Source organism: Aquamicrobium sp. NLF2-7, from assembly GCF_022359935.1.
Lineage (GTDB): Bacteria > Pseudomonadota > Alphaproteobacteria > Rhizobiales > Rhizobiaceae > Mesorhizobium > Mesorhizobium lusatiense.
The window spans coordinates 51189-65092 of record NZ_JAKSED010000007.1; the positions used below are offsets into that span (position 1 = coordinate 51189).

13 protein-coding genes are annotated in these 13904 nt (G+C 60.5%); 9 read left to right on the forward strand and 4 right to left on the reverse strand.

Translation table 11 applies throughout. The features are described 5' to 3' along the window. Window positions 1-59: 59 nt before the first annotated feature. The 4 genes from MIC97_RS23020 to MIC97_RS23035 are packed head-to-tail and all read right to left on the reverse strand — an operon-like array spanning window position 60 to window position 3322. A complete protein-coding gene (locus MIC97_RS23020) occupies window positions 60-776 on the reverse strand; it encodes an ATP-binding cassette domain-containing protein (protein WP_239802230.1) in 717 nt (238 codons plus the stop codon). Then, entirely contained in the window at window positions 766-1494 is a 729-nt protein-coding gene (locus MIC97_RS23025; RefSeq protein WP_239802231.1) for an ABC transporter ATP-binding protein, read from the reverse strand. The genes MIC97_RS23020 and MIC97_RS23025 overlap by 11 nt, the downstream gene beginning before the upstream one ends. Continuing rightward, a complete protein-coding gene (locus MIC97_RS23030; RefSeq protein WP_239802232.1) occupies window positions 1494-2423 on the reverse strand; it encodes a branched-chain amino acid ABC transporter permease in 930 nt (309 codons plus the stop codon). Before MIC97_RS23030 ends, MIC97_RS23025 begins: the two co-directional genes overlap by 1 nt. Beyond that, window positions 2420-3322, reverse strand: coding sequence for a branched-chain amino acid ABC transporter permease (locus MIC97_RS23035; protein WP_239802233.1), 903 nt, complete (start codon window positions 3320-3322; stop codon window positions 2420-2422). The genes MIC97_RS23030 and MIC97_RS23035 overlap by 4 nt, the downstream gene beginning before the upstream one ends. Window positions 3323-3589: 267 nt before the next feature. Here MIC97_RS23035 and MIC97_RS23040 point away from each other — a divergent pair, with 267 nt between their 5' ends. From MIC97_RS23040 to MIC97_RS23080, 9 genes are all read left to right on the forward strand, one after another. Then, complete coding sequence (locus tag MIC97_RS23040) at window positions 3590-4882, forward strand: amidase (protein ID WP_239802234.1); 1293 nt, start codon at window positions 3590-3592, stop codon at window positions 4880-4882. 78 nt (window positions 4883-4960) lie between these two features. Beyond that, on the forward strand, window positions 4961-5197 hold the full coding sequence (locus MIC97_RS23045; RefSeq protein WP_239802235.1) for an iron chelate uptake ABC transporter family permease subunit: 237 nt from the start codon (window positions 4961-4963) through the stop codon (window positions 5195-5197). A 643-nt stretch (window positions 5198-5840) separates the two neighbouring features. Continuing rightward, a complete protein-coding gene (locus MIC97_RS23050; RefSeq protein ID WP_239802419.1) occupies window positions 5841-7400 on the forward strand; it encodes an ABC transporter substrate-binding protein in 1560 nt (519 codons plus the stop codon). 67 nt (window positions 7401-7467) lie between these two features. Further along, the gene (locus tag MIC97_RS23055) at window positions 7468-8457 is read left to right on the forward strand and encodes an ABC transporter permease (RefSeq protein ID WP_239802236.1); all 990 of its coding nucleotides are present in this window, start codon (window positions 7468-7470) and stop codon (window positions 8455-8457) included. Between the two features lie 8 nt (window positions 8458-8465). Next, window positions 8466-9380, forward strand: coding sequence for an ABC transporter permease (locus tag MIC97_RS23060; RefSeq protein WP_239802237.1), 915 nt, complete (start codon window positions 8466-8468; stop codon window positions 9378-9380). After that, window positions 9377-11248, forward strand: coding sequence for an ABC transporter ATP-binding protein (locus MIC97_RS23065; RefSeq protein ID WP_239802238.1), 1872 nt, complete (start codon window positions 9377-9379; stop codon window positions 11246-11248). Before MIC97_RS23060 ends, MIC97_RS23065 begins: the two co-directional genes overlap by 4 nt. Further along, window positions 11245-12423 (forward strand): amidohydrolase, encoded by a 1179-nt coding sequence (locus tag MIC97_RS23070; RefSeq protein ID WP_239802239.1) that lies wholly within the window; start codon window positions 11245-11247, stop codon window positions 12421-12423. Before MIC97_RS23065 ends, MIC97_RS23070 begins: the two co-directional genes overlap by 4 nt. A gap of 24 nt (window positions 12424-12447) precedes the next feature. Further along, a complete protein-coding gene (locus MIC97_RS23075) occupies window positions 12448-13206 on the forward strand; it encodes an SDR family NAD(P)-dependent oxidoreductase (protein ID WP_239802240.1) in 759 nt (252 codons plus the stop codon). A gap of 50 nt (window positions 13207-13256) precedes the next feature. After that, window positions 13257-13868, forward strand: a complete 612-nt coding sequence (locus MIC97_RS23080; RefSeq protein WP_239802241.1) for a cupin domain-containing protein — start codon at window positions 13257-13259, stop codon at window positions 13866-13868. The last annotated feature ends 36 nt before the right edge of the window (window positions 13869-13904 follow it).

Here is a 13904-nt window from a genome sequence, read left to right on the forward strand (position 1 = left end):
TGAAGCGAGCTGATCGCGCCGCCGGAAGCGCGGTGGCCCGGCGGCATGATGAAGGCCGATCAGAAAAGCCATTCCGCGATGCTGTCGCGATACTCTGCGTCAAATTTCGCGCGGTCGCCTTCAATCTTGTTGCTGCCCAGCTCCAGCACATAGATGTAATCCGCCACCTCCACGCCGGCGATCACATTCTGGTCGACCATGAGAATGGTGCGTCCATCTTCTTCCACGATGCGCCGCAGGTGATCATAAATCTGGGTTGCGCGCTTGGGGTCGATGCCGACGGTGGGCTCATCGATCAGCATGAGCTTCGGATCGGCGAGCAACGCCAGTTCCAGTTGCAGCAGTCGCTGCTGTCCCCCCGACATGAGGCCGGCGCGCTTGCCGGAGAACTCGGCAAGGAAAGGCGCGCGCTCATAAACGCGTTCAGAAGCCCCCTGCATCCGCGAGCGTTCCTTGCGGAACGACCATGTTGCCATGGCGATGTTTTCCGCCACGGTCATGTCCGGGAAAAGCGCGTGGCGCTGGGCGACATATGAAATGCCCAGACCAACCAGATCATGCGGCTCCAGTCGCGTCAGATCGGTTTCGCCAAACCGGATGCTGCCCTGATGCGGCCGCACCTGCCCGATGATGGTTTTCAGCAGCGTGGATTTTCCAACCCCGTTGGCGCCGATGATCGTTGTGAGTTTTCCCGCACGCGCCGTGACCGACACATCGCGCAGAATATCGATATCCTTCTGATATCCGGCGCTGACACCGCTTACCTCAAGCTGCATGGCGATCCCCCAGATAGGCTTCCAGAACGGCAGGGTCGTTGCGCACGGCTTCCGGGCTTCCGTCGGCTATGATCTCGCCATAGGAGAGCGTGACGACCCGACGGCAAAGGCCGAAAATCGAACCCATGTCGTGGCTGACGAGGATGATCGTCGTGCCGCCCGCATTCCATTCGCGGATTTTGTCGTACATGAAGCGCTTGAGGTCCGGATGGACACCGCCGAAGGGCTCGTCCAGAAGCACCACCTTCGACGACAGCATCATGATGCGGCCGAACTCCAGCAACTTTGCCTGGCCGCCTGAAAGATTTGTCGCTGGCTCGTTTGCCAGCCGCGAAAGCTTCAGCCTTTCAAGCACCTCGCGGGCATGCGCTTCGGCAGCACGGCGCGAGGTTCCCGCATGGGCCAGCGCGCCGACCATGAGGTTTTCCAGCACCGTCAGGCGCTTGAAAACCTTCGTCACCTGAAAGGATCGGCCGATGCCCATGCGCGAAAGCGCGACCGGGTTCTTGCCGTCACAACGCTGGCCATCAAGGCTTACCTGTCCGCTGGTGGCCGAATAATAGCCCCCGATTATGTTCAGCAGAGTGGTCTTGCCTGAACCGTTCGGCCCGATCAGCCCCACAAGTTCGCCTTTTTCGAAAGACAGGTCGATACCCTTCAGTGCCCGCAGGCCGCCGAAATTCTTGGTGAGTTTGGTGATTTCAAGCTGTGACGCCATTACCGTGCTCTCCTGGAAGCCCAGTTGTCGAGGGTGCCGAAGATGCCGTTCGGAGCGAACCGCAGAACGAGGATGGCCACGGCGCCAAAGAACACCAGCCGCCACTCTCCAAGTTCACGAAGCCATTCGAGAAGCAGTTGCAGCAACACGCCTCCCAGCGCGGCATGAATGACATTTGCAAATCCGCCAATCACGGCCATGGAAAGGACATAGCCCATCTCCTGCATCGACATCATCGAAGGCGCAATCAGTTGGATGAAATGGGCATAGAGCCCGCCAGCCAGCCCGGCGAAGGCTGTAGAGAGCGCGAAAGCCAGAACTTTCCACAGCGTCACGCGCACGCCGAGGCTTGCCGCGCCGTCTTCATCCTCGCGGATAGCCTGAAAGAACAGGCCGATACGGGAGTGCAGCAGCCACAGCATCAGTCCCAGCGAGACCAGCAATACGGCGAGGAAGACATAGTAATATTCCGTCTGGCTGATGCCTTCCCAAAGGGGTGGTGCAGCATAGCCGCGCGTGCCCCGCGTGAGCTGGTGTTCGGCCGTTGCGGTGATACGCAGGATTTCCGCCAGCGCAATGGTGGTGAGGCCGAGATAGGCGCCGTGCAGCCGCAGGGTCAGTGCGCCGACGACGATGCCGACGGCACCCGCCGCCAGCGCTCCGATCACGATGCCGGGCAGTGGCGACAGGTCGAGATAGGCGCTGGTCAGCAGTGCCACATAAGCACCGAAACCGCTCATGGCTGCCTGCGCGAAACTGATGCGTCCGACATAGCCGACCAGAAGCGACCAGGAAGAAGCAAGAAGGGCGTAGTAGAAGCCGATGCTGACGACATAGAGCCAGTACTCCGGCAGGCCGAAGAATGGCAGCATCATGCACAGCGCGACAAAGGCGACCGCGATGAAACTTGAGGGAGCGGTGAGTTTCATGCGCGGCGCTCCTTGCGACCGAACAGACCCTGCGGGCGGACGAGCAGGACCAGAACAAGGACCACCAGGCCGTAGGCGTCGCGGTAAGCCATGCCTCGTGCGGGGTCGGAGATGAGGATCGGAACGAAGCTTTCGACCTGCCCGAGTATGAGGGCTCCCAGCACAGCGCCGGGAATGGAGCCCATGCCGCCAAGAACGACGATCACATAGGCCTTGATCACCAGAACAAGCCCCATCTGCGGCACCACGTTGAAGACCGGGCCAATCAGGGCCCCGGCCCCGCCAGCAAGGGCTGCGCCGATGGCAAAGGCGAATGTCGATACTCTGTCGATGTTGATCCCGAACGCCTGAGCAGCACCGCGATCCTGACTGACGGCGCGGACGGCCATGCCAATCCAGCTCCAGCGCAACACAGCCATGAACACCAGGATAATGATCGCGCCCACCAGTGCTGCAGCCAGCCTGTCGCCCGGAAGCAGAACCGGACCGAACTCGAACACGCCTGAGAAGATCGCCTGTGGCCGCTGCGGCCATGGGCCGAAGATCGACAGCATCAGGTTCAGTAGCAGAACGGACAGGGCAAAGGTGATCATGATGGCGTATTCGTCGGCGCGCTCAACCTTGCCGAGATGTATCGGCTTGATCAGCGTCTTTTCCACCGCAGCTCCCACAAGGAACACGGCAGCCATGCCCGCCACGACACCTGCGGCAGGATGCAGCCCGAGCAGGGTAACCGCAACATATCCGGCATACCCGCCGAGCATGTAGAATTCACCATGAGCGAAATTGACGATCTTCAGCACGCCGAAGATCAGCGCGATACCAAGCGCGACCAGTGCGTAAAGAATGCCGGTAATCAGCCCGTTCACTGCCAGCTCAATGATGGCGGCAAAAGTCATTCTGTCCTCCGTCCTCCCGAATGCGTTTCAGTATGAAGACCATCTTCCGGCGGAGCCAGCCACAACTCGCCACCCGTTGATGTTATTCGCAGCAATAGAAGCGTCAGATAGCGTCAGATCGGCCTGCTCATTCTTACACCTGTCGCGCCGAATGCCATTAATCTCTGCCTGATTTCTGCCGGCACAAAAGGTGGTTGCCGGCTTGGTTTGCTTGGAGGACTGGGTATGGATGTCGGGACCCTCACGCGGAAAATGGACGCAGGACAGTTGAGCGCTCTTGACCTGACCCGCCTCTGCGTGGCGCGCATAAAAGAACGGAATCTGCGCCTTCACGCTGTGGAGACGCTGCTGGAAGAGCAAGCGCTGGCCAGCGCTGAAGCCGCCGACGCGGCAAGAGCCGACGGAAGAAAAAATGGCCCCCTGCACGGCATCCCCGTGCTGATCAAGGAGCTGATCGACATTGCCGGGCTGGAAACGCTGCATGGTTCGCGCTGCTATGGCGCATCGGTTGCCGTGCGCAGTGCTCCGCTGGTCCAGCGTCTGGAGGCTGCCGGGGCCATCATACTTGGCACCACGCACATGGTGGAATTTGCCATGGGCAGCTGGGGCACCAACGAAGCCCGCGGCACCCCGCTCAACCCAAGGGGCGGCACGAAAGACTGGTATGCCGGTGGCTCCAGCAGCGGCTCTGCCGTCGCTGTCGCGGCCGGCCTCGTACCCCTTGCCATCGGATCCGATACAGGCGGCTCAATACGCATTCCGGCAACGATTTGCGGGGTCCATGGCTTCAAGCCAAGCCGTGGCCTCATTCCAACAGAGGGCGTCGCGCCGCTTGCCGCGACATTCGACACAATCGGACCGCTTGGAAACTCGATCGCGGATCTGCGCCTCGCCTGCGAAGTCATGGCGGGCCGATCATTCGCGCCCGATATGACGCTCTCCCGGAACCTCACCATTGCGGTTGTCAGCGCGGAAGATCTTGCGCCCTGCGCGCCGGAAGTTCTGGATATGCGTGAACGGCTGATGATGCGCCTGTCGGCGCTTGGCCACAGGGTGGTTCCCGTCACCCTGCCCGCCAGCCTGCTCAGGCTTCAGGAACTTAACGGCACTATTGTTGCATTCGAGGCATGGCAACATTTCCATCAGCAAGCCAGCGACCCCTCCAGCCCGATGGATCCCCATGTTCGCAAACGGGTTCTCGCGGGCCGTGATGTCGACGAGACAAAATACAGGGCATTGCTGGAGGAAATCGCGGAGATGACGAAATCCTTCGCGCAGGCGCAGGCTGACGTCGACGCAATCCTCCTGCCCGGAACGCCGATCCCGGCTGCGGGGCTGGAAACGGTGGATCAGGACGAAATTCCCCTCTCCCGCTACACTCGCATGGCCAACACGCTCGACCTGTGCGCCATCGCAATGCCAGTCGGGGCAACAGCCGAGGGAGCGCCGCTTGGTATCCAACTCTGCGCCCCATGGGGACAGGACAGCCGCCTGCTTGCAGTCGCAGAGAAGCTTGAGTCCGGCTTTGCAGATCTTTATGCTCCTCCTGCTGCCAGCTGAAATGTAGGCATATATATTTGATTTTATTGTATATTCTCCTTTGATCCGACGATCGTTGGGGCCACGCTGTCGTTGTGCATGCTGATCGTCGCGATGGTGGCCAGCCTGCAGCTGGGCTCCTACCCGGTCAGTCCTTCTGCCATCCTTGCTGTACTAATGGACCACGGCACTCCACAGGAAGAACTGGTTCTGCTCGGCATCCGGCTTCCGCGTCTCGTCGTGGTTGTTTTCGCCGGGTTGGCCCTGTCGCTCTCGGGCGCGACGTTACAGGTGATTTCACGCAGGCCTTGGTCAAGGGATGGCCGAACGTTGTGATGACACTGCCCGTAGCGTTGGTTTGCCGCTTGACCACCGCGCATGCTGCTTCTGGTGATAATGGTGGGGTTGCAGGCACAGCAGTTACCACAGTCGGCGGCAGCGGCTTTGTCGGCTGGCGACCGTGTTTTCCGATCACATGGTGGTGATCTGTGACGGCAGTATCCTCCAACGTGGCTCGCCCTCGGAAGTCACGACCGACGATGCCGTCCCGCGCATTCGGCGTCAGCGGAGATTTTCTGGAGGACCGCCAAACAGGAGCCCGGTTGTTCGTGCCAAGAGCACTGATCTGATCGCGGTTTACAGCAAGGCCTGACCTTCCGCAGGGCGGTTCAGCTCCGTTTACTTTCCATGATCAGCTTTTCCGCCGTTCGATGAGATCGCGGGCCTGCCTCGGTGCATCTCAGGCACTCGCCATCAGCGCTGGCATGTCACGGCGCACTTTTCCCTGCAAGACGAACTGAGAAACATAACGGCATCATCATTCAAGTTACTTGAATACGATTGGGACTGTGTTTATGATGAAAAGTGGAAGCGAGCGAACCCGCAGAAGTTCGCCTTTCCTGAGGGGTGACATTTCACGAGCATGTTCCGGCTGACTGCCGGCGCCCCTTTTGTGTGCTTTTTGCTAACCAGAGGGAACCTGACCGTGACGATCAATCGACGTGAATTCATGAAGGCGACCACTCTCAGTGTCGCCGCGCTTTCCGTTCCGGCTATCGCCAGCCGCGCATTTGCCGCATCCGGTCCGCTGATTTTCGCTGCCGCCGGTACCGTGACCAGCAGCTGGGATCCGACTTCGCATACGGTGGCGCCCCAGATCACCGCCGAAGGCTTCCTCTTCGGCCACCTCACCAAATGCCCGATGACCGAAGCCAACCCAGGTGAGATCCTGCCCGACCTTGCAACGGAATGGTCGGTCATCGACGAGCACACGCTGGAGTACAAGCTGCGCCAGGGGGTTACTTTCCACGACGGGCAGCCTTTCACCGCAGCAGACGTCAAGGCGACGTATGAATATGCGTCAAACCCTGATCGTCCGGCCTCCGCCTGGTATCCGGGACGCGTTGACGTGGAGATCGTCGACGATCACACGGTGCGGCTGAATACGAAGCAATACGGCTATCCGGCGCTCAATTTCTGGTATGTTTCAAGCTTTCTGCCGATCCTTTCAGCCGCCGATATCGCCAGTCCCGACATGCTCAAGCAACGGCCAAACGGAACCGGCCCGTTCAGATATGTCGAGACGACCGGCGACCAGATCAGGTTCGCTGCCTTCGACAAGTTCCACGAAGGCAAACCGTCAATCGAAGAGGTTATCTGGGCCTACGTTCCCGATGCGAACACCCGCGTGCTCGGTCTTCTCAATGGCCAGTATCACCTGACCGAGCGGCTGGAGCCGGAACAGTATCTGTCGCTGCAGAAGGAAGCGGGCCTGAAAACCGATCGTTCGCTGTCCAGTGAGAACAAGTATCTCCACTTCCGCTGCAACAAGCCACCCTTCGATGATCCCCGCATCCGTCTGGCGGTCTGCCACTCCATCGACCGCTCTCAGGTGCTCGAAATCGTCGGCGAAGCCGGACAGGCCTCGAATTGCCATCTGTCCCCGGTGAAATTCGGCTTTACCGACGTAAAGACCTATCCTGAATACGATCCGGAAAAGGCGCAGGCGCTTCTGGCGGAGGCCGGCTTTCCGAACGGTCAGGGGCTGCCGGAGATCGAATACATCACCTCGGTCGGCTTCTATCCGAAGACCCGCGAATATGGGGAGCTCATCACCGCCATGCTGCAGGAGCAGGGCTTCCCCGTGAAGCTTACGACGCTGGAGCCAGCGGCGTGGGAAGAACAGCTCTATCGGCGCGCTGACGGTCAGGGGCCGGGCCATATCATCGATGTCGGCTGGATCACCGGCTCGCCTGAACCCGATCTCGTTCTGCGGCCGAACTATCACTCACAGTTCGCGCTGGTGAACGGTATCAGCGATCCCCAGATCGACGAGTCGCTTGACAAGGAACGCAGTGCGACATCCACGGAAGACCGGCTGAAGATCCTGCAGGAAGAAACGCTGCCGCTCATTGCCCAGAAGGCGCCCAGCATTTCGCTGTTCTCCTCGGTGTTCCTGCGGGCGATGAGCGCAAAGCTGGAAGGCGTCCAGTTCTATCCCAACGGCCCCATCGATCTGTCGAAGGCAACCTTGTCCTGACCGCAGGTCGGCGATGCGCGCGAGCGCATCGCCGGCTCTCGTTTTCCTATCGCCGGATAAAATCAAGATGGCTTTTGCCCTGGAATTCTTCCTGCGGCGCATCAGCCAGGGTGTTCTCATCGTCCTGGCCGTCGCCTTCGTCATTTTCACGCTGCTGCGCATTGCGCCGGGCGATCCGACCCGCATCATTCTCGGTCCGATGGCCACCCCCAGCGCCATGGAAGAGACGGCCCAGCGCCTCGGGCTGCGTGATCCCATCCCGGTGCAGTTCCTGCGCTATCTGGGCGATATCGCCAAAGGCGACTTCGGCAACTCCTTCATCCGCGGCAAGCAGGGCGGCACGACCGGAGGATCGCAGGACGCCGGAAGTGCTGCGCCCGTCGAACGCGCAGCGGTTATCGAACTGATCGCAAGGGCGCTGCCTTACACCCTTCTGCTCGCCGCATGCGGCTTCCTGCTGGCATGCCTTGTCTCGATACCGCTCGGCATACTGGCCGGCGTACGCAACCGGGGATGGCCGCAGAAAACCGCTCTCTATCTTTCATCCTTCTTCGTTTCGCTGCCCAACGTCTGGGTGGGCATCGTTCTGATCTATCTGCTGTCGGCACGCACAGGCTGGCTCCCCGCCATCGGCTACCAGCATATCGGCTATGTCATCATCCCCGCCATCGTCGTTGCGGTGGAGCTTGCGCCGGTGATGATCCGGTCGATCTCTGTGGCTCTGGCGGGCAATGTGCAGGAACCGTTCTACGAGATCGGGCAGGTGCGTGGGCTCAGCGCCAGAGCGATGCTGTTTCGTCATGTGTTGCGCAATGCCGCGGTGCCCCTGCTCAACAGCTTCGGCGCGCAGATGATCGGCATGCTGCTCGGCGGGCTGTTCGTCGTGGAGTATATCTTCAGCTTTCCCGGCATTGGTCTTCTGACCATCAATGCGGTCTTCCAGCGAGATTTTCCCGTGATCCAGACAGTTGCGATTTTCGCGAGCACCGTGCTCGTCTTCATCAACATCGCCGTGGACTTTGCGTCCACAACGATCGACCGGCGCCTGAAGTTCTGAGGGGTATCATGGCCATTGCATCCTCTGCTGCCGGGTCCTTCGCAACGCCTGCCCGCGGGCAGAGCGTCAACGTCCGCATCCTGCGCCTTGCCTGGCGCTCGCCCGAAATGAAGGTGGCGACCACCCTCTTCGCAGTGCTCTGCCTGCTGACCCTGTTCGGGCCTTTCATCATCGATGCCTCGGCGACGAAAATCTCCGTCGCCGACAAGTTCCTGCCGCCGGTGTTCATGGAAGGTGGCCGGCTTCCGCATTTTCTCGGTACCGATCAGCTTGGTCGCGATCTCCTGCTGCGGTCGCTTATCGGCCTGCGCAATGCCTTTCTCATAGGCATCATCAGCGTGGTGCTGATGTTTGTGCTGGGTTGCGCTATCGGCATTTTTTCCGGCTATCGCGGTGGCTGGACCGATGTCGTTCTGATGCGCATCACCGACATCCAGATGTCCATTCCGGTCATCATTCTGGCCATCACCATTCTGGGCATGTCGCGGCCGAACCCGGTAACCATCATTGCGGTGCTCGTGCTTTCGGGCTGGCCCATCTATGCCCGCGTTGCCCGCAGCGTAACCCTTGCCGAGCGGCAGAAGGAATATGTGCGCGCCGCGCGCATCATCGGCGCGTCGGACCTGCGCATCATGCTGCGCCACATCGCGCCATCCATTCTGCCTCCCATTGCTTTCGTCGCGGTGCTCGATGTCGCGCGCATGATGATTTTCGAGGCGATTTTCGGTTTCATCGGAATCGGAATCCAGCCGCCCACGCCCACCTTCGGCACCATCATTTCAGGGGGCACCCAATACCTTCTGAATGCCTGGTGGATCACTATCGTGCCCGGCTGCCTGCTGGCCCTTGCGCTGGGCAGTCTCAATCTCATGGGCGGTGTTCTGGAAAGAAGCCGGAACCTTATTCTGCAGGGAGCGGCATGATGGCGACGGAACCCCTTCTCAGCGTCGAGAACCTCCGCATTTCTCTCGGTTCCGGCGCCTCTGCGCGCCTGCTCCTGTCCGACATCGCCTTCAGGGTGGAACCAAAATCCGTGCTGGGCATCATCGGCGAGAGCGGCTCGGGCAAGACGCTTTTGTCGCGCGCTCTGGTCAACTGGGTGCGCCCGCCGCTTCATATCGTGTCCGGCACGGTTACCTATCAGGGGCGCAACCTTCTTGCCCTGCCCGAAACGGAAATGGCGCGCCTGCGTGGCCGCGAGATCGCCTATATCGGAGCCAACCCCACGACGGCCCTTGATCCGACCGTGCCCGTAGGCCATCAGATCGAGGAAAAGCTGCGTGCGGTTGAGCCGGGCCTCTCCCGTCAGGCCGCGCGCCAGCGTGTGATAGACCTGCTGGACGCCGTGCGCATTCCTTCGGCACGCAGCCGCTTCAATGAGTATCCATTCCAGTTCTCGGGCGGAATGATGCAGCGCGCCATGATTGTGGATGCGCTGATTTCCAGGCCGAAACTGCTTGTCGCCGACAACATCACCCAACCGCTGGACGTGACCGTCGCCGCGCAGATCCTGCGGTTGCTGCGCGACCTGCAACGCGATTTCGGAACGGCGATCGTCTTCGTGTCTTCCTCTTTCGGCACCATTGTCGACATCGCCGATGAAGTCGTCGTGCTCGACAAGGGAACCATCGTGGAGGCGCAGGATACCGGCGCCATACAGAAGGCCCCCGCTCATCCCTATACCCGGGAGTTGCTCGCCAAGGTGCCGCGTCTGTGGCACGACGTCAGTGGCGTTCCTGCGGTCAACGCGGAGCCTGTCGTTCTCAGCGTGCGCGATGTCGCCAAAACATATGAGGTGAAGGACCGCACCTCCCTGTTCCGGAAGAACCATGTGCAGGCGGTGCGGGGCGTGTCTTTCGAGGTCCGCAGAGGCGAGAGCCTCGGACTGATCGGCGAATCCGGCTGTGGAAAATCCACGCTGTCACGCCTGCTCTCGTCGCTGGAGGCACCGGATCGCGGTGTGATCGGCATAGATGGCATCGATGTCTCCACCCTGCGCGGAGCAGCTCTGCTTTCCATGCGCCGCCGTTTCCAGCTTCTTTTGCAGGACCCGTATAATTCCATCCCCTCGCATGTGGCCATCGGCTCAACCATTGCCGAACCGCTGCGCATTCATGGGCTCGCTTCGGGAAAGAAGCTACGAAATAAGGTCTGTGCAGTAATGCAGGAAGTCGGCCTGTTGCCGGATCTCTATGATGCCCTGCCGGTCGGCCTGAGTGCCGGCCAGCGCCAGCGTGTCAACATTGCCCGCGCCATGGTTCTCGAACCGGATGTCCTGATCCTCGATGAAACGCTGTCTGCGCTTGATCAGGTGGAGCAGGCAAAACTTCTCGACCTGTTCGACAGCCTGCAGCGCAAGCATTGTATCACCTATCTCTACATCTCCCATGATCTGGCCATGGTGCGGCGCGCATGCGCGCGCATCGCGGTCATGTATCTCGGCAAGATCGTCGAGATCGGAGACAATGAGACGATTTTCGATGCACCTGCCCATCCTTACACCCGCGCATTGCTCAGTTCGGTGAGCACGGTAGAGGCAAAACCCTTTCTGCCGGCAGACTACCTGCTTGAAGGCGAGCCACCGGACCCAATCCATATTCCGCAGGGGTGTTCGTTCCAAAGCCGCTGCCCCTTCGTGCAGGAGGTCTGCCGCAGCATCGATCCTGCGCTTTCGATCAGAGCTGGCGGCAACATGGCGGCGTGTCACGTCGGCATCGAGCATCTTCCCATGCCATCAACCCGCGCCCGGGCACAGGATGCTAACCGCCTGCAACGGACACAGACCTTATGACATCCCTTCTTGCACAGGCTTCCGCATTCTTTGGCGGGCGCGCGCCTGTCTATCGCGACTGGCGCCGCCATCTGCATCAGAACCCCGAGATCGCCTTCGAGGAGCGCGACACCGCCGCCTTTCTGGCGGCGCGCCTGAGGGAAATGGGCCTGCCCGTGAAAGAGGGATTTGCCGGGACGGGTCTGGTTGCGAGCCTTAAGGGAAACAAGGCCGGCCCCGACATCGGTTTCCGCTCGGATATGGATGCATTGCCGCTTACCGAGCAGTCTTCTGTCCCTTACTGCTCCATCCGGCCGGGCGCCACCCATGCCTGCGGCCATGACGGGCACATGACCATGCTGCTTGCCGCCGCCGACTATCTTTCCCGGCAGGATGATCTTGCAGGTACGCTGCATTTCATCTTCCAGCCTGCGGAAGAGGCCGCAGGCGGAGGCAAGGCGATGGTCGAGGACGGGCTTTTCGACCACGCGCCATGCGATCTGGTTTTCGGTCTTCACAACTGGCCGGCGCTTGAAAAAGGCAGGATAGCGGTCCAGCCGGGGCCGATGATGGCCGCAATGGATCTTTTTACGATCACCATCAACGGAGAAGGCGTGCATGCCGCCTTGCCACATCTCGGCAGCGATACGATCGTCGCGGCGGGTGCTCTCACGCAGGCGCTGCAGGCCGTGGTCAGCCGCGCCATCGATCCGCACCGGCAGTTGGTCCTGTCGATCACCCAGATACATGGTGGCCACTCTCTGAACGCGCTTCCGGACAAGGTGGAGCTGCGCGGAACCCTGCGCTATTTCGATGACGCAACCGTATCGGTCGCGCATCGGCGCATGCGGGAAATCGCCGAAGGCATCGCTACAGCGCATGGTGTCCGGATAGAACTCGATATCCGTACACAATACCCGGTGACCACCAACAATCCCGAGGCTGCGACCATCATGCTGCAGGCCGCCTCCCTGTCATCCTGCGGTGGAGATGCGGTCACGCAGTTCTCACCGAGCATGGCCTCGGAGGATTTTGCTTTCATGCTGGCGGCCCGCAAGGGGGCCTACGCGTGGATCGGCAACGGCTGCCCGACCGCGCTGCACAGCCCCGAATTTGACTTCAACGACGAGATTCTGCCGCTTGGCGCGCATTACTGGGTCGCGCTCGCGCAGGTCTGTCAGTCCCACATCAAATAAGAACCCGTCCAGAGGAGAAGAAAGATGAGACTTGCCGGAAAAAGAGCCCTGATGATCGGCGCCGCCACGGGCATCGGGCGGGCCGCCGCAATGCAGTTCGCCGACAATGGCGCCAGCCTCGTCATCGCAGACATCAATCTGCCTGCCGCCGAAGAGGCCGTGAAAAGCATGGCAAAACCGGACCAGCATGCGTCGGCCCTTGTCTGCGATGTGCGCGATGAAGCGAACGTGCAGGAGGCAGTCTCGCAGGCAGAGCGGCGGATGGGCGGCATCGACACGCTGGTATTCTTTGCCGGGCTGCAGAGGCTCGGTCATGCGGAACAGTTTTCCGGTGATGACTGGGATGCCGTTTTCGAGGTCAATGCGCGGGGCACGTTCCTTGCCACGAAACATGTCGTGCCTGTGATCCGCAAGGCCGGGGGCGGCAGCATCATCACCACGTCCTCGCTGGCGGGCCTGCGTGGCGCGCCGGGCATGACTGGCTATGCTGCCGCCAAGGGCGCGGTTATCGCCTATACCGTCGCGCTGGCTCAGGAACTGGCGCCGGACAATATTCGCGTGAACTCCGTTCTGCCTGGCTGGATCGATACCCCGTTCAACAATCCCGCAATAGCTCTGATGGGAGGAGCCGAGGCGCATGGCGAGGTCGTCAGGCGGATCGTGCCGCTTGGTCGGCAGGGAACGCCTGAGGAAGTCGCGCCGATTTATGTGTTTCTGGCCTCGGAGGAATCCCGCTATATCACCGCGAAGCAAATGATGGTCGACGGTGGCATGGCCCACTGAGCCTGAACGATAAGCAGTCCGGCACAACTGATTGCCGAGAAGGAACCGGAATGAAGCCGGATAAGATCCGCAGCCCTCAGCAGGACAGCCTCAGCGACACAAAAAAAAGCCTTGGGCTGCGGCTGCGGCTTGCCCGCCAGATGAAGGGCCTCACGCTGAAAGAACTCGCCGAAAGCAGCGGATGCTCGGAGAGCCTGCTATCGAAGGTGGAAAATGGCAAGGTGCTGCCCTCACTGCCGATGATCCACCGGATCGTGCAGGTTCTGGAAACCAATATCAGCTGGCTGTTCGACGAGCCTGCCGACAATGAAGGCGTGATCTTCCGCAAGGGCGCACGCCCTTTCATCACGCTCGACAAGCATAAGGGAACGTCGCGCGGCCTGATGCTTGAGCGCATAATCCCCTACAAGGACGGGCACCTGCTTCAATGCAACATTCATCATCTCGAAGTGGGCGGCAAGAGCGGCGAAACCATCACGCATGAAGGCGAAGAAGTCGGATATGTGCTCACCGGCACGGTCGAGCTCACGCTGAATGGCGATTCATTCAGGCTGGAAACGGGGGACGGTTTTTGCTTCCGTTCCAATATCCCGCATTCCTACCGCAATCTTGGCGAAGACCCGGCCAGCATATTGTGGGTCTGCACCCCGCCAACCTTTTGACTTGTCATTCTTGTTCATGCTGTTGCCTGAGAGCGG

Excerpts from the sequence above, each read along its gene's own strand:
- MIC97_RS23060 (WP_239802237.1), top strand. The coding sequence starts at position 8,466 with ATGGCCATTGCATCCTCTGCTGCCGGGTCCTTCGCAACGCCTGCCCGC.
- MIC97_RS23055 (WP_239802236.1), top strand. The coding sequence starts at position 7,468 with ATGGCTTTTGCCCTGGAATTCTTCCTGCGGCGCATCAGCCAGGGTGTT.
- MIC97_RS23045 (WP_239802235.1), top strand. The coding sequence starts at position 4,961 with ATGCTGATCGTCGCGATGGTGGCCAGCCTGCAGCTGGGCTCCTACCCG.
- MIC97_RS23075 (WP_239802240.1), top strand. The coding sequence starts at position 12,448 with ATGAGACTTGCCGGAAAAAGAGCCCTGATGATCGGCGCCGCCACGGGC.
- MIC97_RS23070 (WP_239802239.1), top strand. The coding sequence starts at position 11,245 with ATGACATCCCTTCTTGCACAGGCTTCCGCATTCTTTGGCGGGCGCGCG.
- MIC97_RS23080 (WP_239802241.1), top strand. The coding sequence starts at position 13,257 with ATGAAGCCGGATAAGATCCGCAGCCCTCAGCAGGACAGCCTCAGCGAC.
- MIC97_RS23030 (WP_239802232.1), bottom strand. The coding sequence starts at position 2,423 with ATGAAACTCACCGCTCCCTCAAGTTTCATCGCGGTCGCCTTTGTCGCG.
- MIC97_RS23035 (WP_239802233.1), bottom strand. The coding sequence starts at position 3,322 with ATGACTTTTGCCGCCATCATTGAGCTGGCAGTGAACGGGCTGATTACC.
- MIC97_RS23020 (WP_239802230.1), bottom strand. The coding sequence starts at position 776 with ATGCAGCTTGAGGTAAGCGGTGTCAGCGCCGGATATCAGAAGGATATC.
- MIC97_RS23025 (WP_239802231.1), bottom strand. The coding sequence starts at position 1,494 with ATGGCGTCACAGCTTGAAATCACCAAACTCACCAAGAATTTCGGCGGC.
- MIC97_RS23065 (WP_239802238.1), top strand. The coding sequence starts at position 9,377 with ATGATGGCGACGGAACCCCTTCTCAGCGTCGAGAACCTCCGCATTTCT.